Origin of the sequence: Nocardia miyunensis NBRC 108239 (genome assembly GCF_001613065.1) — a bacterium.
Taxonomy (GTDB): domain Bacteria; phylum Actinomycetota; class Actinomycetes; order Mycobacteriales; family Mycobacteriaceae; genus Nocardia; species Nocardia miyunensis.
On record NZ_BDBQ01000044.1, the window covers coordinates 102,932 to 125,388 of the forward strand.

Below are 22,457 nucleotides of genomic sequence, written 5' to 3' on the forward strand. Positions count from 1 at the left end.
TCGCGGGCTGAACCGACGACATCATTCATCCGAACGAAAAGGCAAGACATGAGCAAGCTTTCGGTGGTTCTGGGGAATTACGCACACGGCAAGGCCCTGTTGAGCGGCGACGTCGCCATCGACGGGTACACCGTGGAACCGGTGACGGTGGAACCCGTCATCAGCGCGTACCGCCGGATGATCCGCGACCTCGAATTCGACGTGTCCGAACTCGCCCCGACCTCCTATCTGCTGGCGCTGCAGGCCGGGGTGCCGCTCACCGCGATCCCCGTCTTCCTCAACCGCCGCTTCCACCACTCCGATGTGCAGTGCAGTGCGACGTCCGGCATCCGTGTCCCGAAGGACCTGGAGGGCAAGCGGGTCGGCGTGCGCGCCTACACCGTGACCACCGCGGTGTGGGTGCGCGGCATTCTGCGCGACGAGTACGGCGTCGACATCGACTCCATCACCTGGGTCGTGGACGACGACGACCACATCGAGGGCCGCGCGCCGTCGAACGTCGAGCGGGTCACCGACGGCCGGTCACTGGGAGAGTTGTTGCGCGCCGGGGAGATCGACGCCGCACTCAGCGGCAACGCCGGAACCGGACGCGCGGGCGCACCCCGCACCGGCTGGCAGGCCACGACCGAGGAGCCCACCCTCGAGGACGGGCCGTACCCGCTGTTCGCCGATCCCGAGGTGCTCGCCACCGACTGGTACCTGCGCACGGGGATCTACCCGCTGCACTCGGTGATCGCGGTCCGCAGCGAACTCGTCCAGCGTGACCCGAACCTACCCAGCGCGCTGTACGCCGCGTTCGCCGAGAGCAAGCGCCGCCAGGTCGAGGCGGACCCGGAGTGGTCGGCGCTGCCCCGGCTGGGCAAGCAGGCCAAGCAGATCGCCGGCGATCCGATTCCCTACGGTCTGCGGGCCAACGATGCCAGCCTGCGGGCACTGGTGAAGTTCTCCCGCGACCAGGGCCTGCTCGACGCGGACTTCCCCAGCGAGCCCCAGAGCCTGTTCGAAGACGGGGGCGAGTACCCCGACGCCTGACAAAGGCCGTCGAAAAAGCTTGTCCCACAAAGGAAAGACTTATTCATGGATATCATCGACACGCACTGCCACATCATCTCCGACGACACCACCCGATACGCGCGCGCACCGCTGGGCGGTAAGCAGTCCGGCTGGGCGTCCACCCGCCCGGTGACCGCGGACGGCATGATCGCGAGCATGGACGAGACCGGGATCAGCCGCTCGGTACTGGTCCAGGCCACCACCGCGTACGGCTACGACAACTCCTACGTGCTGGACAGCCGGGCGCAGCGGCCCGATCGGTTCGTCGCGGTGGGCACGGTGGATCCGCTGCGGCCCGATGCCGCCGACAACCTCGCCGCGGCCGTCGGCGAGGGCGGCCTGGCCGGGGTTCGCCTGTTCACCAGCGGTAGCACCGTACCCATCCAGGGCGAATGGTTCGCGGCGCCGGAGACCTACCCGTTCTGGGAGAAGGCCACCGATCTCGGCGTCACCGTCTGCCTGCAGATGCGGCTGGGCCCCGCGACCGCCCAGCTGGAGGAACTGCTGCGCCGATTCCCCTCGGTCTACATCCTGCTCGACCACATGGGCTATCCCGATATCGCGGCATCGCCCGCGGGCGCGGGCAAAGAGGTGGCGAGCCTGGCCCAGCACCCGGCCCTGCACCTCAAGCTCACCCACCGCAGCCTCGAACCCCTGCGCGATGTCGGCAAGGAGGCGGCGAGTTTCCTCGAGCCGGTCCTGGCCGCATTCGGCGCACACCGCATCGCCTGGGGCTCCAACCTCCCCGCCGCGGAACAGTCCCTCCCCGAACTCCTGGCCCTTGCCCAGGGCGTCCTCGCCGACGTCCCGCAGGCCGATCGCGAGGAGATCTTCGCCGGGACCGCACGTCGCCTGTACCCGGGCCTGGTCGCATCGGTGTAGTCGCTGACACCGCACCGCCAGGGCGAGCAGCACTTCGGCGAATACATTGCGCGCCTTGCTGATCGCCCCGGCGGTGACAGTGACCACCCACTTGCCCGCGGTTTACCGGCTACTCCGTAGCCGACTCGTCCTCAGGCGGTGGACTCGACGGAGTCTCGGCGAATATGGTGCGCGCCTTGCCATTCAGCCGGGTGAGCATGGCCCGATGAGGGGCCCGGGCCCAGCCGACTCGATGACGTCGCGGTATCGCGGCGCTACCTGTCGACGGTGAGACCGGATTCACGCCTCTCACGAAGTATCCGAATGCCAGCGGAACAGCTTGCAGTCCAGTGGATTTGATCGCAGATCACCAGCCGCGGCCTTCCGGGAACCGATCAGCTGGCCCTGAACAGCGGGTTGCCGTGCGCAGTCGAGCATTCAGCGTGCGGCCGGAACCGGGGGCTGGGCGCGGTCGGCGAGATCGGTGGATTCGTCGGCCCACGCTGCGGTCGGGCGGACGACGCCGGTTGCGATGAGTTCGCGGGCGGCTCTGATGTCGCGGGGGCGGCCGACGGATACGGCTCCGACGAGTGCGCCTCCGGCGAGGGCCAGTGCGGTGAAGTCGCGGGAGTCGATCGATCCTCGGACGATCAGTTCGTCGTACGAGCAGGTCCAGCCCGCGAATTGGAGACTGACACCGTACTGAGTGGACCATCCCCATGGCACATCGATATCGGTGATCTGTTGTCCCAGTATTGATTTCGCGACGGCCCTGCCATCCGCCAGGGCGCTGTTCCAGTGTTCGCCACGCTCGTGGCGGTCGCGCGGGCGGTTGAAGCGGCTGGCCGCGTCTCCGGCGGCGTAGACACCCGAGGTCGAGGTCCGGTACTGCTCGTCCACGAGAATGCCGTCGTACACGGCGATTCCGGCGGTTCTGGCAAGGGCGGTGTCGGGAACAGCGCCGATTGCGACCAGGGCGGAGGAGGCCGTCCAGGTGCGTCCGTCCGTGGCCGTCGCGACCACTCCCCGCCTGTCGATCTGCTCGAGCCGGGCGAGGCGGACGCCATTCTCGATCCGGACCCCGTGCTCGGCGTGCAGATCTGCGACCAGAGTCGAAACCTCTGGTGGCACAGTGCGATCCAAGGGCGCGGCACCCGAGTGCAGGATCCGCACATCCGCTCCCAGGCCCCGAGCCGTTGCGGCGACCTCGAGACCGACCAGGCCCGCACCCACGATCAGCAACGGGCCGTCGTCGATCGCCGCACGCAGCGGCGCGATATCCGCGACGCGGCGCAGCGACCGAACCCGCACGGGCGGATGCTGTTCCAGGCGTCGCGCTCGCGCACCGGTGGCCAGCAGCAGCGCGTCGTAGTCGAGCGACTCGCCGGTGCTCAGCCACAGGCGGCGGCGGTCGGTATCGATATCTGCGACCATGGTGGCCACCCGCAGTTCGATATCGCTTTCAGCCCAATACTTTTCGGGTTCGAGCAGGCACCGGTCGATCTCGCGGGTCCCGTCGAGCAGATCCTTCGACACCATCGGGCGGCGATAGGGACCGTGGTGTTCCGCGCCGACGAGCACGATCCGCCCGGTGTATCCCTCGGCGCGCAGGGTCCGGGCCGCGGTCGCACCGGCCGGTCCGGCGCCCGCGATCACGATCCGATCCGTCATGCGCGACTGACCTCCACCATCTCGAAATCGGCCTTGGCGGCGCCGCAATCCGGGCAGGACCAGTCCTCGGGAATGTCGTCCCAGCGGGTGCCGGGAGCGATGTCGTCCTCGGGCCAGCCCAGCGCCTCGTCGTACTCGAAACCGCATACCAGACAACGGAACAGCTTGTAATCGGTGGTCATCGGGACTCCCTTCCGGACATATCGGTGACGGCGTCGAAATCGACCTTCTCCCGGACGCCGCAGTCGGGACAGCACCACTCGTCGGGGACCGCGGACCAGGGTGTTCCGGGCGGGAATCCTTCGCGTGCGGCGCCGACGGTCTCGTCGTAGACGTAATCGCAGACCGGGCAGCGATACGCGGCCATCACCGCGCTCCGTACTTCGCCAGGACCCGTTCGCGTTGCGCGGGTTGGATATTCACGCGGGTGATGTCGCCGTCGTAGTGGTCCAGCACCCGGTGATCCATCACCCTGCGCCACAGCGGCGGGATATAGGCCAGCGTGATCATGCTGGCGTAGCCGCTGGGCAGATTCGGCGCACCGTCCATACTGCGCAGGATCTGGTACCGCCGAGTGGGATTCGCGTGATGATCGCTGTGCCGCTGCAGGTGGTACAGGAAGATGTTGGTCACGATGTGGTCGGAATTCCAGCTGTGTTCCGGGGTGCACCGCTCGTACCGTCCGCTCGCGGTCCGCTGCCGCAGCAGTCCGTAGTGCTCCAGATAATTCACCGTCTCCAGCAGCGAGAAACCGTAGACGGCCTGCAGGACCAGATACGGCAGGATCGCCGGTCCGAAGATCGCGGCCAGCACGCCCCACAGCACGAGCGTCATCAGCCAGGCGTTGAGGATGTCGTTGCGAATCGTCCACGGGCTCTTGCCCATCCGACCCAGCCGGGTCTTCTCCAGCGCCCACGACGAGCGCAGACTGCCCCAGACGCTGCGCGGCAGGAAGGTCCAGAAATTCTCGCCGAAGCGGGCGCTGGCGGGATCCTCCGGCGTGGCCACCCGCACGTGATGCCCGCGATTGTGCTCGATGTAGAAGTGGCCGTAGGCGGTCTGGGCCAGGGTGATCTTCGAGAGCCAGCGTTCGAGCTCGTCCTTCTTGTGGCCGAGTTCGTGGGCGGTATTGATGCCCACGCCGCCCATCGTGCCGATGCTCAGCGCCAGGCCGATCTTGGACACCACGCTCAGACCGCCGTCGATGCCCAGCCAGGACAGATTCGCCGCGGTCCACAGGTAACTCGCGAAGACCAGGCTGACCAGCTGGAACGGGATGTACGCGTACGTGCAGTAGCGGTAGTACCGGTCGTTCTCCAGCTGCTCCATCACCTCCTCCGGAGGGTTCTGCCCGTCGGGACCGAAGAACCGGTCCAGGCTCGGCAGCAGCACATAGACCAGGATCGGGCCGATCCACCACCACACCGGGCTGACCGCCTGCCAGCCGAACCAGTTGAACGCCCGGACCAGCGCCGCCGCGACCAGCAGTGCGGTCGGCGCGACCAGACCCAGCAGCCACAGATATCGCTTGCGATCGCGCCATTGCCGGGGTCCGGCCGCGGTGGGCCCCGATTCGCCGATCCGAGAGGAAGTCATATCGCACTCCGTTTACACAATTGCAGAATGTGTATCTAGTGAATACAACTTATGATGAGTTGTCAACGACGGAGTCACTCGAGGAGCTGATGTACGATGATCGCCGTGGCTGAAGCGCCGAATTTTCAGAGTGAGATGCGCCTACTCCTGCGCGAACGGGCTCTGGACGCCGCCCGGGAGGTGGTCTGCACCGAGGGCTGGGGGGCGGTGAACATGTCCCGCATCGCCAAGGACGTCGGCATCAGCCGTCCGGTGCTCTACAAGGAGATCGGCACCCGCCAGGCCCTGGCCGACGCCCTCATCGAACGCGAACTCGGCACCTTCCTGAGCGGCATCGTCGACACCCTCGCCGAACACCCCGCCGACCCGATCACCGGCATGACCCGCGCGGCCGACTACACCCTGCGCACCGGCGCGGACAACACCCTGCTCAAAGCGGTCCTGTCCGGCCGCCACAGCGGCGACACCACCCTGCTGCCCGCCCTGGTCACCGAACCCGAACCGGTCCTGGGCCGCGCGGTCGCCGCACTCATCGCCGCCATGCGCGAACGCTACGAACTCCCCACCCTGTCCGACGACGACCTCGAATCACTGATCGAAATCCTCGTCCGCCTAACCCTGAGCCACCTGTTCCAGCCCATCGGCCCCACCGACCGCGCGGTCACCCAGATCGCGTTGGTGATCACCCGGGTCTTCACGGGCATGTCCGCGTAGCACGCGTTCGCCTCCCCTCATCGGGCGACAACGTAACCGCCGCAAGGAAAGTCGATCCCGCACAGATGTGGGTTGCCGCGGGCGCACCGAACACGGCAGTACGTCAGCGATCCGAGACCCGCGAGCAGATAACGTCGATCCGGATGTCGCGATACCGATGCGCGTGGACGGAGTAATCGGCACGGACCTCATGCCGCTCTTCGAAGACTGCGGGCGATCGGAGCAGGTCTGGCAATCGAGTCATCAGCGTTCTGCGGTATTCCCGATTCCCCTCGCTGGCAGCAACGATCAGCGTGCGGGTGGTCGCCGAGCCCCGGGTTCCTGCGACCGGCTCGTGACGGTGCGCGATGGGCAGCCCGGGAAACCTGGTGGGACACTCCAGGCGACCCTGGGAAACCGGTGGCCCGGGCAACCGGTGGCCCGGGCAACCGGTGGCCCGGGCCGCGGGCCGAGTCGCCCCTCAGCGACGGGCGGCCAGGATCAGGGCGAAGCGGTCGTCGGGGTCGGTCCAGATGTGTTCGGTGTCGAAACCGGCGGCCGCGAGTTCGGTGGCGAGGCCGTCGGGGCGGAATTTGGTGGAGATTTCGGTGCGCATCTGTTCGCCTCGGGTGAAATGGACGGTGAGGTCCAGGTCGGGGATCGTGACGGTCATGTCGCGGGTGGCTTCGAGGCGCATTTCGATCCACTCGTTCTCGGCGTCCCACCGGGCGATGTGGGTGAAGGCATCGGGGTCGAAGTCGGCGTGCAGGCGAGAGTTCAACACATGCAATACATTTCGGTTGAATTCCGCGGTTACTCCGGCGGCGTCGTCGTAGGCGGGGACGAGGACGGCGGGGTCGATGACCAGGCCCGCGCCGAGCAGCAGTTGCTCCCCCGGTTCCAGGACCGCTGCCACACCGGCGAGGAATTCCGCTCGCTCGGCGGGAATCAGATTGCCGATGGTGCCGCCCAGGAAGGCGATCATCCGGCGGCCACCGCCGGGCAGATTGTGCAGGGTGTCGGTGAAGTCGCTGACAACACCGTGTACCGCGAGGCCCGAGAATTCCGCGTTGATCTGCTCGGCCGCGCCGCGCAGGGCGGATTCCGAGACATCCTGGGGTACATAGGTTTTCAACGGCCCAGCCGCGCCCAGCGCGGACAGCAGCAGCCGGGTCTTGGCCGCGGACCCGGCGCCGAGCTCCACCAGGACCTCGGCCCGTGCGACCTGGGCGATCTCGCCGACGACGCGCTCGAGCAACGCCCGCTCGGTGCGGGTCGGATAGTACTCGGGCAGCCGGGTGATCTCCTCGAAAAGCTCGCTCCCCCGGGCGTCGTAGAACCATTTGGGCGGCAAGGTCTTCGGATCCGAGGTCAGCCCGTAGCGCGCGTCCGAGCGCAGCGCCTCGGTGAGATCGGCGTCGGTCAGATGGATTTCCAGCGTCGGTGCGGTCATCGCAGCGCCCTTTCGGAATCTTCGGTGTGCAGCGGGACGATCGACAGGTGGCCGGGGCGCAGCGTCACCAGCTGCCGGTCCGGGACCGCCCGCCAGCGCGGATCGTCGTCGTAGGGTTCGGAGGACACCACCGCGATCTCGTCGGTGACCAGCACCGACAGCGCGTGGTGAACGGTTGTGGCCCACAGTGTTTCGCCATCACCGAGCAGCAGGTTCAGGCGCGATTCGGGCGAGAGGTCCAGCACGGCCCGGATCACTCGCGGCAGGACCGCGGCCGGGTCCGCGACCGAGGAGTCCGCGTCGCCGGACTTCTCCAGCAGATCGCGCACGATCACCCACAGAGTCGCGGCATCCGTGCGTGATTCGGCCCCGATCAGCGACGGCGAGCCGAATTCGGTTGCCAGCCGGGTGAGTACCGGCTGCCAGTCCGGAATCCGGCCGTTGTGGCTGAACGCCCACTGCCCGCCGGTGAACGGCGCGCACGCATTGCGTTCCACCGACAGCGAATTGGTGGCCGAACGCACCGCGCCCAGCACAGCGGACGAATGCAATTGCGGCAGAACCTCTTCCACCGCCGGATCGGTCCAGATCGCCGAGGAATTGCGGTACCGGCTCACCCCGCCGCCGGGCAGCCACCACGCGACGCCGAAACCGTCGGCGTTGATGGTGCCGCCGCCCCGCATGTCGTGCGGAGCCCACGCCTGCGTGTACAGCGAATGCGCTCCGCGCGTGAGGATTTCGCCGACCGGGGCGACAGGTCCGAGATATCCCAGATGACGGCACATCAGCGCTCGTCCGATCGCAGATCGCGAGCGAGCCGGAAACCGGAGAAGATCTGCCGGCGAATCGGGTGATCCCAGTTGCGGAACGTGCCGCGGCACGCGACCTGATCGGTGCCGAAACTCCCGCCGCGCAGCACCCGGTAATCCCCGCCGAAGAACACCTCGGAGTACTCCCGGTACGGGAACGCCTCGAAACCCGGATAGGGCTCGAAACCCGAGGACGTCCACTCCCATACGTCCCCGATCAGCTGATGCACCCCGGCCGGGGACGCCCCCGCCGGATACGCGCCCACATCGGCCGGTTCCAGATGCCGCTGACCGAGATTCGCGGTGGTCTCGTCGGGATCGGCATCGCCCCACGGATACCTGCGCGAGCGCCCGGTGGCCGGATCGAAGCGAGCCGCGAACTCCCATTCCGCCTCGGTGGGCAGGCGCTTACCGGCCCAGGTGGCGTACGCCTGCGCCTCGTACCAGCACACGTGCGCCACCGGCTGCCGTGGACGCAATGGCGTCATCCTGCCGAAAGCCCTACGGCACCAGCCATTTCCACCGTCCCGCTCCCAGAACTGCGGTGCGGTGAGATCCGCTTCGACCCGATGCGCCCAGCCCCGCTCGGACCACAGTTCCGGACGACGGTAACCGCCGTCCTCGAGGAACTCCAGATATTGCGCATTGGTCACCGGCGCGGCATCGATCGCGAATCCGGGCAACCGCACCGGATGGGCGGGCCGCTCGTTGTCCAGCGCCCACGGATCGGTCGAGGTGCCCATCATGAATTCCCCTGCGGGAAGGACGATCTCGCCCGACACCGGAACCGCCGCAGTGGGCGCGGGCGCGGCCGAGAGCACCGCCGCACCGGCGCGCAGCTGATGGGTGGCCAGCATCGTCTCGTCGTGCTGCTGTTCGTGCTGGGCGATCATGCCGAAGGCGAAACCACCGGAGATCAGCCGATCACCGCGTAAATCACTGTCCGCCAGCACATCCCACACCTTCCCGCGCACCTCGCCGGTGTAGTCGCGAGCCTGCGCGGGATCCAGCAGCGGCAGCGCGGGCCGGTCCGCGCGCGGATGCCGGAACGCGTCATAGAGCTGATCGATGTCGGCGCGCACCGGCTCCCGCCCGCCGACATCGCGCACCAGCCACAGTTCCTCCTGATTGCCGATATGCGCCAGATCCCACACCAGCGGGCTCATCAGCCGCGAATGCTGAGCCACCAGGTCGGCCTCGTCGACGCAGTCGGTGAGCCCGGTGGTGCGCTCGCGCGCCCTGGTCAGGACCCGGGCGATCTGCTCGCGTAATCGCTCGGTATCGGCGCGGTCGGATCCGGGAAGATGAACGGTCATCGAAGAACTCCGAGGGTGAGATGAATGGAAAGCGGCATCGGCGCGCGACGCAGGAGTCAGCGCGCGGTGGGCATGAGTCCGGCACGGCATCGGCGCACCGCGGCATGCACCGCGTCGGCGGCCTCCGGGGCTGCGGCGGCCGCGGCGATTTCCAGCAAATCTACTGCGGCCGAACGGATTTCGGGATCGGACAGACCGCACCGAGCGGCCTCGAGCCAGCGGTCCGCCACCGGGGCGGCCGCGCCGGCCGCCGCGGCCACCACCTCCGGCGCGGACATCAGCGCTTCGATCACGTGGATCGGCACCGACCAGTCCTGGCCGGGCTGGGCGTCGATATAGCGCACCTCGAGATATCCCGAGGCCCGCACCGGCGGGAACATCGTGGTCAGGTGATAGTCCAGATCGGCGGCATCGGGCCGGCGGCCGATCTCGTCGTCGAGAGCGCCGCACAGCCAGTCGGCGAAGGTCGCGCCGGGCGGGGCCGACCAGTCGTCCTCGTGCTCGGCGCGCCGCACACACAGCAGCGGGACATCGAGCACCCAGCGGGCGTAGGCGGTGATCGGATCGGGCCAGTCCAGCACCGGCGGCCTGGTCCGGGCGTGGTCCAGGCGCAGCCAGGTGCGCATTCGCTGGGACGCCCAGGAGCCGGCCGGGGCGTCGTGCAGATCCGGTGAGCAGGCGAATGCCGCCAGCAGGGCCGGGCCGACGGTGTTGAGCGCGGTCCACCGGGCCACGATCTCGGCGTGGTCCGCGCCCGCGTCGACGCTGACCTGCGTTGCCGCGGTATTGCACATCATGAGCTTGCCGAACGGGCCGATTCCGGCGAAGGAACGTTCCATGGCCCGATAACGCGGGGCCTGCAACACTCGCCGCGCCGGGCGAAGGCCATCGGCCGCGGCGGAGAACGTTCGGATGGAACGAGATTCGAGCAATCGTTCGAGATGGCGGACATCGGCCCGCAGGCTCGCACAGAGTTCGGCGGCGGATTCGAACGGAGCACTGGAGAGTTCGACCTGCCCACCGGGTTCGACGGTGACCCGGCTGCCTCCGGGCAGGGGTAGAGCGGGAGATTCGGGCGAAATCGTCGACGGCGCGTAGGGGCCCAGTGCCTCCGCGAGCGCCGTCGGCTCGGGACGCGGGCCGGATGCCGAACACTCACCGGATTCGGTGAGCCACTCGAGCTCGGCACCGATCAGACAGGGTGGCCCCTGTTTGAAACAGACACCGCCGATATATGCCTCGGCCGCGGCGCGTGAGGTGAATCCCTCCCCCGCTCCGACCGCGGCCCTGACCGCCGTGACTGCCATGTCAACCTCCGCTCCGCCGCGGCCGTGCTCGACGCCGCGGCAGCCGTGCTGCTCCTAGCTGTGTCGCCCGGTGCCCGTCCGGCCGGGCGAACCTGCGCTGGCCGCCCGGGGAATTCGTTTCCGCCGACCCGGACCAGAGTAGCGGCGGGCACCGACAAGAAATCTGACGAAACGGTAACGGCTGGGCAGCCACCGCTTCCGACCAGCATAAATCGCTGCGCCCCGACCCCGTGGGCAATCGCGGATTCGCCGCGGGGCCCCGCGACACCCGCATTCGCCGCGCCGGAATCGGCGAGTTGGCCGCACACCGGGCGACCGACATCTTCTATCGTCGATTGGGTGCTCGATCTGACTCGACTTCGCGCCGACATCCCGGCCTACGACAATGTCACCTGGCCGACACCGGTATTCCTGGACAGTGCCGGATCGTCGCTGCCGCCCCGACCCGTGCTCGACGCGGTGACCGGACATCTGCGACGGGAATCCGAGATCGGCGGATACCGCGCCGCGAACGAGCGCCTGGACGATCTGGAATCGGTCAAGACCGCGATCGGCGCGCTGATCAACGCCGACCCGGCCGGTATCGCCTTGAGCGACAGCGCGACCCGGGCCTGGTCCGATTTCTTCTACGCGGTACCGCTCGCGCCCGGCGACCGCATCCTGATCTCCGAGGCCGACTACGCCAGCAACGCCATCGCGACGCTGCAACGCGCGCAGGCGTCGGGTGCGGTGGTCGAGCAGATCCCCAGCGACGAATCCGGTCAGCTCGACGTCGACGCCCTGGCCGAGATGCTCGACGAACGAGTGAAGCTGGTCTCGCTGGTGCACGCGCCAACCAACGGCGGCCTGGTCAACCCGGTCGCCGAGGCGGCCCGGATCGCGCGTCGGGTGGGTGCGCTGGTACTGCTGGACGCCTGCCAGTCCGCCGGTCAGCTCCCGCTGGACGTTGCCGAACTGGACGTCGACGCGATGTCGGCGACCGGCCGCAAATGGTTGCGCGGGCCGCGCGGCACCGGATTCCTGTATGTGCGACCGGAATTGGCCGCGACCATGGAACCGACCCGTCTGGACCTGCACAGCGCCGCGTGGGTGGGCCCGCGCGAATACCGCCTGGCCGCCGACGCCAGCCGCTTCGAATTCTGGGAGTGCGACGTCGCCGCGCGCCTGGGCCTGGGCGCGGCCGTGCGCTACCTGCTCGACCACGGACCGGACGAGGTCTACGCCGCGATCTCGGCGAACGCCGAGCAGTTGCGCAAGACCCTCGCGCAGATTCCCGAGGTGACCGTCCGCGACCTGGGCGCGCGGCACAGCGGCATCGTCTCGTTCACCATCGACGGCTGGATTCCGGTGGACATCCGCGATCGGCTGCTCGCGCAGGACATCACCGTCACCGTGAGCCATCGCGGATCGACGCTGCTGGACATGTCCGCCCGCCGGTTGGACTCGGTGGTGCGCGCCTCGCCGCACTGCTTCGTGAGCGCCGACGAGCTGGAGCGTTTCACCGAGGCCGTCACCGCACTGGCCACGGGCCGCTGAGCGCGGCCGCGCGCCGCCGGGCACCCCGGTCCCATGCCGAGCATGTGGCGGCCACGGGGTACGCCGGATCCGCGAAACCGAGGACGCGCACACATTCCATCGTCCCGGCGCGCGAGGGTGCGTCGATCCTCGCGTGCATCCGACAGTCGCCCGGCCGGAACCCGGGGTGCATGCCGCCCCGGGTCAGTGCACGGGCGCGTCGAGCGGGTAGCGGGCGGGCAGGTGGCTGCGGTCGCCGACGTGGAAGGCCAGGATCAGATCGTCGGCGACCTGGACCAACTCGTCGCGTCCCTCCACCCGGCCGGCCCAGTCCAGCGGCAACGCGGACAGGCCGTGCGCCGCGCCGATCAGATTGCCCGCGACCGCGCCGGTGGAGTCCGAATCACCGGAGTGGTTCACCGAAAGCAACAGTGCCGCACGGGGATCCGCGGTCTGGTCGGCCACCAGCGCGCAGTAGACCGCGATCGCGAGGCATTCCTCCGCGATCCATCCCGCGCCCACCTGTTCGACGCGCTCGGCCGTGGCCTCACCCTCGTCGGCCGTGGCGACGGCGCGATGCAGCGCGGCGACGGTCTCCTCCGCGCCGGGGCCGCCGGTGATCTGAGCGATGCTCTGCTGCACCGCATCTCGCAGCGGAACGCCCGCCACCACGCGATCGACCAGCGCGGCGAAGATGCCCGCCGAGAGATAGCCGGTCGGGTGGCCGTGCGTGAGCTGCGCGCAGCGCGCGGCCATGGTGAACGCGACATCGGGACCGAGCCGGGCCAGTCCGAACGGCGCGGACCGCATCACCGTCCCGCACCCTTTGGAGTCGGCGTTGACCGGTCCCGGCGCGCCCAGCGGATGCGGTTCGCGGTACTCCTGCTCCTGCCGGTCCAGTCCGCTCATGCACGCGTTCCCGGGCGAGCGCCGGGCGTAGAGGAACGGCTGGCTGGCCAGCCAGCCGTCCGGCGCGTGTCCGGGCCCGTCCTGCCGCTGTGTCCGCAGCCAGCGCAGATAGGCGCGCTGTAGCGCCGGTGCGGGATCCGTGCCCGGCGGCAGCCGCAACAGCCCCTCCGCGGTGAACAACGTCATCTGCGTGTCGTCGGTGATCTGTTGTGGCGCATCGGGATCGTGCCCCATCGGCAGAAACCCCGTCACCCCGTCCGACCCGTGGAATTCCCGGATCGCAGCCAGCTCGAGAAACTCGATCGGCCACCCCAACGCGTCCCCGATCGCCCCGCCGAGCAGTGCCCCGCGAACCCGATCCACCAGTTTCGTGTACTCCTCCACACATCCGATCATGGCAGCACGCCGATGATCTCACGCCAGCAGACCGCAATCCGGGCCTCACACAACGCAATTGGCACTGGTACACCTTGCCGCACGACCTGGCGCACCGCCCGAACCGAGACCCGGCCGGGTCGACGCAATGAGCAAGACGATCGGGAGCCAGCGGGCGTACCCAGCACCCCCGGACCGACGCAATATGCAGAACATCGACCACGGCTCGAACGCGACACATTCGGGAGCTATCGGAATGCTCGGCACGATCGAATCCTCGCTACAGGCAACGCGCGGCCACGTCGGCGGTTCCGGCACAACGCAATCGGCGTTGGTACGCAACATGTCCGCGGTTCACGTCCGCGTGCGGCGACACACACGAGCGGCCCACACAGGCGTCAGGACTCCGAATGTCACCCGGACGGATCGCATCGGCGGCCACACGATCACGGCCGGAGGAAGCGATCGGTCAGTGCAACTGATTCTGGGCGGCTTCCAGGCCCGCGCGGAGCAGGAGTTCCACTGCGTCGGCGGCCTGTTCGACGATGACGGGGAGTTCCTTGCGCTCGGGGCTGGCGAAGGGTTTGAGGACGTAGTCGGCCGGGTCCTGGCGACCGGGCGGGCGGCCGATGCCGAATCGGACGCGCAGATAGTCCTTGGTGGTGAGGGCGCTGGAGACCGAGCGCAGGCCGTTGTGGCCGCCCTCGCCGCCGCCGCGCTTGAGGCGGATGACGCCGAACTCCAGATCGAGTTCGTCATGGATGACGATCACCTCGGTCGGCGGGATGGAGAAGAAGCGGGCCAGCGCGGCGACCGAGCGGCCGGAGACGTTCATGAACGAACGCGGCTTGGCGACCAACACCTTGCGTCCGTCCAGGCGCGCCTCGAGCAGGTCGGCGCCGGACTTCTTGTGCACGGTGAAACGGCCGCCGACGCGCCCTGCGAGCACGTCGGCGACCATGAAACCCGCATTGTGCCTGGTGCGCTCGTATTCGGATCCGGGGTTGCCCAGACCGATCACCAGCGCGGGTCCCGTCGGACGATCCGTGGCGGACGTCGCATTCCCGGCCGTCTCAGGCATTTGATTCGATCACGAAAACCGTTGGGGAACAGCCTTACTCGGCGGCCTCGCCCTCGCCCTCGGTCTCTTCCGCGGTGGCCTCGGCGGCCGGGGCGACGATGATGTTCACGATCAGCGCCTCGGCCTCACCGGCCAGGGTGACGCCCTTGGGCAGCGCGATGTCGGCCGCGGTGATCTGGGTGCCCGCCTCGACGCCCTCGACCGAGACCTCGATCTGCTCCGGAATGTTCAGCGCGTCGGCCTCGACCGACAGGGTGGTGGACTCCTGGGTGACCAGGGTGCCGGCCGCCGCGTCACCGACCAGGGTGACGTGCACGTCGGTGACGACCTTCTCGCCGCGCTTGACGATCAGCAGGTCAGCGTGCTCGATGTAGCGGCGGATCGGGTGCACGACAACCGACTTGGTCAGCGCGAACTGCTTGGTGCCCTCGATCTCCAGGTTCACCACGGCGTTGGTGCCCTGCTCACGCAGGATGGCGGCGAACGCCTGAGCGTTGATGGCCAGATGCTTGGGAGCCTCGCCGTGGCCGTACAGCACGGCCGGGACGTTGCCGTCGCGGCGGGTGCGGCGTGCGGCGCCCTTGCCGAATTCGGTGCGTACGGTGGCTTCGAGAAGGCTGGTGTCGGACATGGGGGGAAGTTCTCCTACGGCTTTCCGGGGCGGGTGTACCTAACTGGCCAGGGACTGCCCTGGCGAAGGGTCTGCTCGTCGGGCGAAAGAACGAACGAGAACGGCGGAAAAGCCGAGCCGCGTCGATCACGGTGTGTGCACATCTGTGCCTCACACCCTCGCCGAGACAACCCGAAGAGAATAACACGCACGCCGGAACACACCCGAACCGGACCCCGCGCCCACAACCGGCGCACACATCCGCGCCGTGCCTCCGCAACACTACCGTCCCGAGCGCCGATGTACAGCGGTTCGAATCCTTCGAATCGAATCCGCCGAATCGAATCCCCGGAACGCCAGGCCCCGAGCAATCCGTTCGATGCCCGAGAGTCGCCAGGTCCACGACGCACCCGTTCGACGCGCCGAGACTACGGCTCATTCCGCCGGACCGGGCCGGGCCCAGAATGCCCGGCCAAGTAGCCTGGAGAGGTTGACCACCCCCGAACAGGAGCCCGTGCCGTGAATTCCCCTTCCCCGAACGCGACCACGTCCGGGCGGTTGGCACAGGAAGTCGCGCGGCGGCGCACCTTCGCGGTGATCTCCCATCCCGACGCGGGTAAATCCACCCTCACCGAGGCACTCGCCCTGCACGCCAAGGTGATTGCCGAGGCGGGCGCGATCCACGGCAAGTCCGGGCGCAAATCCACCGTCTCGGACTGGATGGAGATGGAGAAGGCGCGCGGCATCTCGGTGAGTTCGACCGCGCTGCAGTTCGAATACGGCGACTGCGTGATCAATCTGGTCGACACCCCCGGTCACTCGGATTTCTCCGAGGACACCTATCGCGTGCTGACCGCCGTCGACGCCGCGGTCATGCTCATCGACGCCGCCAAGGGCCTCGAGCCGCAGACGCTCAAACTGTTCCAGGTGTGCCGCCACCGCGGCATTCCGGTGATCACCGTCATCAACAAGTGGGACCGGCCCGGCCGGGCGCCGCTGGAGCTGCTCGACGAGATCAGCGAGCGCATCGGGCTGACCCCGACCCCGCTGTTCCTGCCGGTCGGCATCGCGGGTGATTTCCGCGGTCTGCTGCGGCGCGGTGAAGAGGGTGCGGCTACCGAATACATCCACTTCACCCGCACCGCCGGTGGCGCGACGATCGCGCCCGAGGAGTCCTACCGCGTCGAGCAGGCCGCCGAGCGCGAGGGCGATGTCTGGACCACCGCGGCCGAGGAGAGCGAACTGCTCTCGGCCACCGGGCAGGACCACGATCAGGAACTGTTCCTGGCCGGGCAGACCTCACCGGTGATCTACGCCTCGGCCATGCTGAACTTCGGGGTGCGGCAGTTGCTGGAAACCCTTGTCGCCCTTGCTCCCCCGCCCGGCCCGCGCGACGACGTGAAGGGCTCGCCCCGGGAGACCGGCGATCCGTTCAGCGCGGTCGTGTTCAAGGTGCAGGCCGGAATGGATACCGCGCACCGCGACCGGCTGGCGTTCATGCGCATCGTGTCCGGGGAGTTCGAGCGCGGCATGGTCGTCACGCACGCCCAGACCGGACGCCCGTTCGCGACCAAATACGCGCTGACCGTCTTCGGCCGCGAACGTTCCACCGTCGACACGGCCTATCCGGGCGATGTGGTCGGCCTGGTGAACGCGACCGCCCTAGCCCCCGGGCACACGCTGTTCGTGGACAAGAAGGTCGAATTCCCGCCGATCCCGTCCTTCGCGCCGGAACATTTCGCGACGTTGCGCGCCCGCAGCGCCGGCAAGTACAAGCAGTTCCGCAAGGCCATCGATCAACTCGACTCCGAGGGCGTCGTGCAGGTGCTGCGCAACGACACCCGCGGTGACGCCTCACCCGTGCTGGCCGCGGTCGGTCCCATGCAGTTCGAGGTGGTCACCGCCCGCATGCAGGCCGAATTCACCGTCGAGACGCAACTGGACTTCCTGCCCTACCAGCTGGCCCGCCGCACCGACGCGCAGTCCGCACCCGAACTCGACCGCCAGCGCGGCGTCGAGGTCTTCACCCGCACCGACGGCGCGATCCTGGCCCTGTTCAGCGACAAGTGGCGCTTGCAGTACATCCAGAAGGAAATGCCCGATCTGACCCTGGATCCCCTGGTCGCCACGGCGGACTAGCCGGACGCCTTCCGGTGTGCATCGTTATCACCGCGAAGCACCCGGGACAGGCTCGCAGCAGGGGCCATTGTCCCCTTACGACGCGCACGAACAAAGGCGCACAATAACGTCTGTACACCGGCTCGAGGTTTGTGATCGGTGGCTGGCCGGTTGCCTGCCGACAACGCTCGGACAGGCATTACGCCGTGATGGCATCGTCCCCCTACCAGGCAGCGGCACGTCTGGATCTTCTGTCGGCATCGCAGCCGCACGCCACACCATATGCAACGCCGGGCACCGCGAATGCTGCCCGTCGCGGCTGCGTGCCGCTTCGCGAGTTCGGCGCCGTCAACAGACAGGAAGCGCCATGTCAGAGCAGAACAAGGCCGCCGCCAAGCGCCTCTTCGACGCATGGAACACCCGAGACTTCGAGGTATTCGACGAGCTGCTCGCGGCCGATTACATCGACCACAGTCCGCAGAACCCGTACGCCGATATCCATGGCCCAGAGGGCGTGAAGCGATTCGCGCAGATGTATGTCGACGCAATCTCGGATCAACGGTTCCTGGTCAACGAACAGATCGCCGAAGGCGACTTCGTCACTACCCGATGGACGGGGACAGGAACCAATGACGGCGAGCTGATGGGTATGCCCGCGACCGGCAAATCGGCGGTCGTTCAAGGAATCACGATGCAACGCTTCCAGGACGGCAAGGCCGTCGAGGGCTGGACATGCTGGGACACGCTCGGCATGATGCAGCAACTCGGCCTCGTCCAGCAGGCGCACTCCGCGGCATCCTGACTCGTGATGTGACAGCGCACGACATCGCGGTGCGGTCCCCGGGCCGGTTGCGTTGTCGCGCATACCACCTCATCGGCCGCTAGCCCATCGTTTCTTCCGGGGTACCGGACGATTGGCCGTCGGCCGCGATGCCACCGGTCTCCGGCTCGCTGGCGATCAGGCCCCAGCGGCTCGAGGTGAGCCGGAGGCTGGGCAGGTCCGACAGGGAGAGCACTACCTCGTAGGTGCGTTCGTAACCGGTGTGGGCGATGCGCCAGCGGCCGTCCTCGCAGCGGACATAGCGGTCCGAATAGAACGCCGCGCCACGCAGCAGCATGTTGTGGCCGGGGATGAGCACCGTATCGGCCAGATACCAGGTTCCGGTGGCCTCGTCACCGTCGACGTCGATCTCGGGATGATCGCAGCGGTGTTCGGTGATCACGTGCGGGCCGAGGGTATTGCGCATGAACGCCAGGAATGCGTCACGCGATTCGAACTGCAGGTACTCGCTGTAGGTAGCGGTCGCGTCCGGGACCATGGTGTCGGCGAAATCGTCCCAGGACTTGGTATCGAGTGCCCGCAGGTAGCGGAACTTCAGCCGACTGATTGCGGAGACGGCATCGGAGTCCATACCTCAACAATCCCATCCGGACACGCAGTTCTGCGTGATTTGAGAGATCTGTGCTGGATTCTTGGCCTGCGCTTCACTCCGGCGGGTTCGGTCAGCCGCGAGTGCTGTCCAGAAACTCCGGCAACGAGTTGCACCGGCACGGTCACGAGTGCCGTTCGGCGTACCGATGCGTGGAGCCGAGCGCTCACTCGTTCGGGGACGAGCGCCTGACCGCGATGCTGCTCAGGCCGGACGGAGTGATCGCGTGGGCGGCAGGCCCCGGCGACGATCTCGATCCGCCCGCACTCCGCGAAGCGCTCGACACCTGGTGCCCGGCCGAGCTCGCCGTCCGAGGGCGGTAGCGGCCCGGCGCATGCTCCCGCGCCCGGCGACGCGCTGAGTCACGAAGGGGCGGAGTAGCTCTCGGTGGGCAGGGTGAAGCAGGTGCGGCAGAAGTCCTCGCCGAATTCGGTGAGGCGCAGGCTCTTTCGCACGATCTTCGGGACGCGTCCGGCCGCCTTGAGCGCCGTCTCGACGATCGGCTGGACCTCGAGCACCATGTAGCGGCTCAGCAGGACCGGGTCGTCGGAGTTCATCAGCAGGCCGAGGCGGTTGAGGTTGATCAGGTAGTGGCGCGAGCGGTCCGGGTAGCGCACGCCCGCCTGTTCGGGCACCGAGGTCAGATCGCCGGACACGAGTTCCGACCCGATGCCCAGCGGGCGGTTGGTGCGCACGTCCACCGAGGGCTGCGGTCCGTTCTGCGCCATGAAACGCAGGATGCGGGCCTCGTCGGGGGCGAGCTGATCGAGGATCCGGTCGTAGGCCGGATGCACCTCCTCGGTGAAGTACACATCGGCCGAACGGGCCAGCAGCGCATCGCCGCGACGACGCAGCTCGTCCATCGTCGTGGACCGGACGTAACCGCCGGTAATGGCCTGCGGCGTATGGCCGTTCGCGGTCGGCACATAGCTGACGATCTCGCGCACCGACCCCTCGGTGACACCCAGCACACTCCGAGCGACCGATTGCAGCGCCTGTCCGGCGCGCTCGGCGATCTCGGTGGAGGACTCTCCGTCCAGGGCCGCCTGGGTGATCTGCCGGGTCACCTCGTAGGTGGTGCCCACCGCCCACTGCCCGCTGCGCACAGCTGTCCCCGCGGCTAGCCCGGCCGCGCGGAACACCCCGCGAATGAGCCTGGCCTCGTTGCTGATCTGCCGCTGCTCCACTTCCGAGCCGCGCCTGGGTACGATCGGCGCCCCTGCCCGGTCACGCTGCGTTGCCGCCTTCGGGCCCGATCCGCTCGTGCCGGGATCCGCGGAGCGGGACCCCGGACGGACAACGTCGCGCCCGGTCCTGTCGTCTGCCACGTCCTTCTCCGAAACTCGCCAGGTGAACGAAAACGCTCACAGATTATCGCCGCCACCCGGTCACCGGATGCCTCGGCCCGGCGGGCCGTGCGAACAGTACCGGGCAACCACGACGACCGGCTACCCGAAAGTCTCCCACTTCGGACGCCACGAACCACATCCGGTCGCAAATTCGACCATCTCCGCAATTCCGCAGTAAGGTCCCCCATGCCGACGGGTACCTTCGAGTACCGGTGAGGCGGCGGTCACCGGTACGGTTCTGCAGGAGGGTGTCGTGCTCGACAGCTATTTCCATATCCACCCATCCATTCTGTTGGAACTCATCACGATCCCCTTGTTCACCGGCATCATCGGTTACATCACCAACTGGACCGGCGTGCTGATGCTGTTCAAGCCGATCTACTTCCACGGCATTTCGGTGCCGGGGCTGAAATGGCTGTTCCACTTCCTGCCCAAGCGGATTCAGGTTCTCCCGCTGCTGCGCTACGACGGGCGGATGGGCTGGCAGGGCATCGTCCCGTCGCGCGCGGACAAGATGGCCTCCATCGCCGTGGACAAGGGTCTGTCCAAACTGGGCAGCGTCAGCGATTTCTATCGCGAACTCGAACCCGACGCCCTGGCCGAACATCTGACCGCGCTGGCGCAGGAGCAGATCCGCGACATCGTCGAGGAAATCGCGATCCGGGAACATCCGCAGCTCTGGTACAACCTGCCCACCCAGGTCCGGGAAGTGGTGCACGAACGCGTGCGGGACCAGCTGCCCGAGGTGCTGCGCGATCTCACCGTCGAGCTGGGCAACAATATCGAGCAGCTGCTCGACGTCAAGCAGATGGTGATCCGGTATTTCCAGTCCCGGCCGCAGCTGCTCAATACGGTCTTCCAGGTGCTGGGGGCCAAGGAACTGCGATTCATGCAGAATTTCGGTTTCTACTTCGGCGCGCCCATGGGTGCGGTGCTGGTGGCCATCCTGCATCTGACGAACTGGTCGGCCCTGGTGGTGCTGCCGATCGGCGGCGTGGTGATCGGCTGGGTGGTGAACTGGATCGGCCTGAACATGATCTTCGCCCCCGCGTATCCGAAATGGTGGTGCCCGTGGCGGCAGGGCCTGCTGATCAAACGGCAGGCCGAGATCACCGAGGGCTACGCGGAATTGGTCGCCACCCAGATCATCACGATCGCCAACGTCGGAGACGAGCTGCTGAACGGGCCGCGCGCGGACCGCACCATGCAGGTCCTGGAGGACACCCTGCGTCCGGCCACCGACAAGGCGCTGGGCCCCGCGCGCGGGCCGGTGAAGTTCATGATGGGCACTCGCGACTACGCGACGCTGCAGGATTCCTTCGCCGACAAGGCCAAGAGCCTGGCGCCGGTCGCCTTCGCCGATCCGGCCTTCAACGCGCAGCAGAGTACGCAGGTCAGCCGGTATATCGCCAAGCAGATGGCGGCCCTTTCCCCGCCGAGTTTCGTGGACATGCTGCGTGCGGCGATCAAACAGGACGAGTGGCTCTTGTTCGTCCATGGCGGTGTGCTGGGGCTCATCGCCGGTTACGCTCATCTTCTGATCTTCGGAACGGAAGTGGCGAGAACATGGCTTTGAGCGACCCAGTGCGCGCTGCGGCCGGGCTGGTGCAGGTGGCCGCATCGGCTGCGGCGGAAGCGACCTCGTGGAGTGTGGACACCGCCCGGGACATCACCGGGGCCGTCGTGCGCGGCAGCCTGGCGGGGCGACCGCCGCGCGAGCTGCTCTCCGAGGCCAACGAGCAGATGCGCGAATCGGTGCGACAGGCGCTGGGTATCCCCGCACCGCAATCGGATTCGAGCTCCGACCCGGTCCGGAATCTGCGCGAGCGCGGTGCGGAACTGCTGCGGCATTCGGCGCGGATGCAGACCGGCGAGGGCGACCATCCGGCGTACGCGCGTATCCTGTCCGAGCTGACTCCCGACGAGGCGCGCATTCTGCGATTCCTCTATCTGGACGGCCCGCAACCCACCCTGGACGTCCGCGCCGGACGCGCGCTGAGCCCCGGGACGCAGCGAATCGAGATGGGGCTCAACCTGATCGGTGAGGAGTCCGCGCTGCACTCCCCCGATCGGACCGCCCACTATCTGACCAATCTGAGTCGCCTGGGCCTGATCGATTTCACCACCGAACCACTCGACAACCCCGCGCGCTATCAACTGCTCGAGGCGCAAGCGCAGGTCCGCTCACTGCTCTCCCGCAGCCGCCCGCGCGCCAAGATCCGTTACTGCAGCATCGTTCTCACCGGATTCGGCGGCGATTTCGTCTGCTGCTGTCTCCCCGTGCCGCCGATCGACAAGGCGCTGTAGGACG

Annotated in this window: 22 protein-coding genes; 9 read left to right on the forward strand and 13 right to left on the reverse strand. The window is 67.8% G+C overall.

Annotated elements, in window-relative coordinates; genetic code table 11:
- Positions 1 to 48: 48 nt before the first annotated feature.
- Both NM2_RS19075 and NM2_RS19080 read left to right on the forward strand, forming a co-directional pair.
- Entirely contained in the window at positions 49 to 1,032 is a 984-nt protein-coding gene (locus NM2_RS19075; protein ID WP_067670431.1) for an ABC transporter substrate-binding protein, read from the forward strand.
- 45 nt (positions 1,033 to 1,077) lie between these two features.
- Positions 1,078 to 1,935 (forward strand): amidohydrolase family protein, encoded by an 858-nt coding sequence (locus NM2_RS19080; RefSeq protein ID WP_067670433.1) that lies wholly within the window; start codon positions 1,078 to 1,080, stop codon positions 1,933 to 1,935.
- 417 nt (positions 1,936 to 2,352) lie between these two features.
- Here NM2_RS19080 and NM2_RS19085 read toward each other — a convergent pair whose 3' ends face one another.
- Genes NM2_RS19085 through NM2_RS19100 form a run of 4 tightly spaced genes read right to left on the reverse strand, consistent with a single transcriptional unit; the run spans position 2,353 to position 5,181 of the window.
- The gene (locus NM2_RS19085) at positions 2,353 to 3,585 is read right to left on the reverse strand and encodes an NAD(P)/FAD-dependent oxidoreductase (protein WP_067670434.1); all 1,233 of its coding nucleotides are present in this window, start codon (positions 3,583 to 3,585) and stop codon (positions 2,353 to 2,355) included.
- Complete coding sequence (locus NM2_RS19090) at positions 3,582 to 3,767, reverse strand: rubredoxin (RefSeq protein WP_067670436.1); 186 nt, start codon at positions 3,765 to 3,767, stop codon at positions 3,582 to 3,584. Before NM2_RS19090 ends, NM2_RS19085 begins: the two co-directional genes overlap by 4 nt.
- On the reverse strand, positions 3,764 to 3,952 hold the full coding sequence (locus tag NM2_RS19095) for a rubredoxin (RefSeq protein WP_067670438.1): 189 nt from the start codon (positions 3,950 to 3,952) through the stop codon (positions 3,764 to 3,766). The genes NM2_RS19090 and NM2_RS19095 overlap by 4 nt, the downstream gene beginning before the upstream one ends.
- Positions 3,952 to 5,181, reverse strand: a complete 1,230-nt coding sequence (locus NM2_RS19100) for an alkane 1-monooxygenase (protein ID WP_067670440.1) — start codon at positions 5,179 to 5,181, stop codon at positions 3,952 to 3,954. Before NM2_RS19100 ends, NM2_RS19095 begins: the two co-directional genes overlap by 1 nt.
- 96 nt (positions 5,182 to 5,277) lie before the next feature.
- Between NM2_RS19100 and NM2_RS19105 the strand changes: the two genes are divergently transcribed.
- A complete protein-coding gene (locus NM2_RS19105; protein WP_067670442.1) occupies positions 5,278 to 5,895 on the forward strand; it encodes a TetR/AcrR family transcriptional regulator in 618 nt (205 codons plus the stop codon).
- 460 nt (positions 5,896 to 6,355) lie between these two features.
- Here the strand turns inward: NM2_RS19105 and egtD are convergent, their stop codons facing one another.
- From egtD to egtA, 4 genes are read right to left on the reverse strand one after another with little or no spacing between them, the layout of a single operon-like run.
- On the reverse strand, positions 6,356 to 7,327 hold the full coding sequence (gene egtD, locus NM2_RS19110) for an L-histidine N(alpha)-methyltransferase (RefSeq protein ID WP_067670445.1): 972 nt from the start codon (positions 7,325 to 7,327) through the stop codon (positions 6,356 to 6,358).
- Positions 7,324 to 8,112 carry an ergothioneine biosynthesis protein EgtC gene (gene egtC, locus NM2_RS19115; protein WP_067670447.1) on the reverse strand — a complete coding sequence of 263 codons (789 nt, stop codon included), beginning with the start codon at positions 8,110 to 8,112 and terminating at the stop codon, positions 7,324 to 7,326. Before egtC ends, egtD begins: the two co-directional genes overlap by 4 nt.
- Entirely contained in the window at positions 8,112 to 9,452 is a 1,341-nt protein-coding gene (egtB, locus tag NM2_RS19120; RefSeq protein ID WP_067670449.1) for an ergothioneine biosynthesis protein EgtB, read from the reverse strand. Before egtB ends, egtC begins: the two co-directional genes overlap by 1 nt.
- A 56-nt stretch (positions 9,453 to 9,508) precedes the next feature.
- Positions 9,509 to 10,759 carry an ergothioneine biosynthesis glutamate--cysteine ligase EgtA gene (egtA, locus tag NM2_RS19125; RefSeq protein WP_067670451.1) on the reverse strand — a complete coding sequence of 417 codons (1,251 nt, stop codon included), beginning with the start codon at positions 10,757 to 10,759 and terminating at the stop codon, positions 9,509 to 9,511.
- Positions 10,760 to 11,098: 339 nt separating this feature from the next.
- Between egtA and NM2_RS19130 the strand changes: the two genes are divergently transcribed.
- Positions 11,099 to 12,295: an aminotransferase class V-fold PLP-dependent enzyme gene (locus NM2_RS19130; RefSeq protein WP_067670453.1), complete on the forward strand. Its 1,197-nt coding sequence runs from the start codon at positions 11,099 to 11,101 to the stop codon at positions 12,293 to 12,295.
- 183 nt (positions 12,296 to 12,478) lie between these two features.
- On the opposite strand, the gene NM2_RS19135 is transcribed toward NM2_RS19130, so the two are convergent.
- From NM2_RS19135 to NM2_RS19145, 3 genes are all read right to left on the reverse strand, one after another.
- The gene (locus NM2_RS19135) at positions 12,479 to 13,567 is read right to left on the reverse strand and encodes an ADP-ribosylglycohydrolase family protein (RefSeq protein WP_218025949.1); all 1,089 of its coding nucleotides are present in this window, start codon (positions 13,565 to 13,567) and stop codon (positions 12,479 to 12,481) included.
- Between the two features lie 460 nt (positions 13,568 to 14,027).
- Positions 14,028 to 14,639, reverse strand: a complete 612-nt coding sequence (pth, locus tag NM2_RS19140; RefSeq protein WP_067670457.1) for an aminoacyl-tRNA hydrolase — start codon at positions 14,637 to 14,639, stop codon at positions 14,028 to 14,030.
- 34 nt (positions 14,640 to 14,673) lie between these two features.
- Positions 14,674 to 15,270 (reverse strand): 50S ribosomal protein L25/general stress protein Ctc, encoded by a 597-nt coding sequence (locus NM2_RS19145; protein ID WP_067670458.1) that lies wholly within the window; start codon positions 15,268 to 15,270, stop codon positions 14,674 to 14,676.
- Positions 15,271 to 15,768: 498 nt separating this feature from the next.
- On the opposite strand from NM2_RS19145, the gene NM2_RS19150 reads away from it, so the two are divergent.
- Entirely contained in the window at positions 15,769 to 17,388 is a 1,620-nt protein-coding gene (locus tag NM2_RS19150; RefSeq protein WP_067670460.1) for a peptide chain release factor 3, read from the forward strand.
- A gap of 346 nt (positions 17,389 to 17,734) precedes the next feature.
- Positions 17,735 to 18,169 (forward strand): ester cyclase, encoded by a 435-nt coding sequence (locus tag NM2_RS19155; RefSeq protein WP_067670462.1) that lies wholly within the window; start codon positions 17,735 to 17,737, stop codon positions 18,167 to 18,169.
- A 79-nt stretch (positions 18,170 to 18,248) separates the two neighbouring features.
- Here the strand turns inward: NM2_RS19155 and NM2_RS19160 are convergent, their stop codons facing one another.
- Positions 18,249 to 18,779, reverse strand: coding sequence for a nuclear transport factor 2 family protein (locus tag NM2_RS19160; protein WP_067670464.1), 531 nt, complete (start codon positions 18,777 to 18,779; stop codon positions 18,249 to 18,251).
- A gap of 101 nt (positions 18,780 to 18,880) precedes the next feature.
- Between NM2_RS19160 and NM2_RS53000 the strand changes: the two genes are divergently transcribed.
- On the forward strand, positions 18,881 to 19,120 hold the full coding sequence (locus NM2_RS53000; RefSeq protein ID WP_067670466.1) for an aromatic-ring hydroxylase C-terminal domain-containing protein: 240 nt from the start codon (positions 18,881 to 18,883) through the stop codon (positions 19,118 to 19,120).
- Positions 19,121 to 19,159: 39 nt separating this feature from the next.
- Here the strand turns inward: NM2_RS53000 and NM2_RS51700 are convergent, their stop codons facing one another.
- On the reverse strand, positions 19,160 to 19,984 hold the full coding sequence (locus tag NM2_RS51700; RefSeq protein ID WP_245718110.1) for a DUF4393 domain-containing protein: 825 nt from the start codon (positions 19,982 to 19,984) through the stop codon (positions 19,160 to 19,162).
- Positions 19,985 to 20,399: 415 nt separating this feature from the next.
- Between NM2_RS51700 and NM2_RS19175 the strand changes: the two genes are divergently transcribed.
- Both NM2_RS19175 and NM2_RS19180 read left to right on the forward strand, forming a co-directional pair.
- Entirely contained in the window at positions 20,400 to 21,722 is a 1,323-nt protein-coding gene (locus tag NM2_RS19175; RefSeq protein WP_067670468.1) for a DUF445 domain-containing protein, read from the forward strand.
- Positions 21,719 to 22,453: an Abi-alpha family protein gene (locus tag NM2_RS19180; protein ID WP_245718111.1), complete on the forward strand. Its 735-nt coding sequence runs from the start codon at positions 21,719 to 21,721 to the stop codon at positions 22,451 to 22,453. The genes NM2_RS19175 and NM2_RS19180 overlap by 4 nt, the downstream gene beginning before the upstream one ends.
- Positions 22,454 to 22,457 lie beyond the last annotated feature (4 nt).

Coding starts and splice junctions, on each gene's coding strand:
- NM2_RS19090 (WP_067670436.1), bottom strand. CDS start 3,767: ATGACCACCGATTACAAGCTGTTCCGTTGTCTGGTATGCGGTTTCGAG.
- NM2_RS19145 (WP_067670458.1), bottom strand. CDS start 15,270: ATGTCCGACACCAGCCTTCTCGAAGCCACCGTACGCACCGAATTCGGC.
- NM2_RS19100 (WP_067670440.1), bottom strand. CDS start 5,181: ATGACTTCCTCTCGGATCGGCGAATCGGGGCCCACCGCGGCCGGACCC.
- egtA (WP_067670451.1), bottom strand. CDS start 10,759: ATGGCAGTCACGGCGGTCAGGGCCGCGGTCGGAGCGGGGGAGGGATTC.
- egtB (WP_067670449.1), bottom strand. CDS start 9,452: ATGACCGTTCATCTTCCCGGATCCGACCGCGCCGATACCGAGCGATTA.
- NM2_RS19075 (WP_067670431.1), top strand. CDS start 49: ATGAGCAAGCTTTCGGTGGTTCTGGGGAATTACGCACACGGCAAGGCC.
- egtD (WP_067670445.1), bottom strand. CDS start 7,327: ATGACCGCACCGACGCTGGAAATCCATCTGACCGACGCCGATCTCACC.
- NM2_RS19080 (WP_067670433.1), top strand. CDS start 1,078: ATGGATATCATCGACACGCACTGCCACATCATCTCCGACGACACCACC.
- egtC (WP_067670447.1), bottom strand. CDS start 8,112: ATGTGCCGTCATCTGGGATATCTCGGACCTGTCGCCCCGGTCGGCGAA.
- NM2_RS19160 (WP_067670464.1), bottom strand. CDS start 18,779: ATGGACTCCGATGCCGTCTCCGCAATCAGTCGGCTGAAGTTCCGCTAC.
- NM2_RS19095 (WP_067670438.1), bottom strand. CDS start 3,952: ATGGCCGCGTATCGCTGCCCGGTCTGCGATTACGTCTACGACGAGACC.
- NM2_RS19105 (WP_067670442.1), top strand. CDS start 5,278: ATGATCGCCGTGGCTGAAGCGCCGAATTTTCAGAGTGAGATGCGCCTA.
- NM2_RS19085 (WP_067670434.1), bottom strand. CDS start 3,585: ATGACGGATCGGATCGTGATCGCGGGCGCCGGACCGGCCGGTGCGACC.
- pth (WP_067670457.1), bottom strand. CDS start 14,639: ATGCCTGAGACGGCCGGGAATGCGACGTCCGCCACGGATCGTCCGACG.
- NM2_RS19155 (WP_067670462.1), top strand. CDS start 17,735: ATGTCAGAGCAGAACAAGGCCGCCGCCAAGCGCCTCTTCGACGCATGG.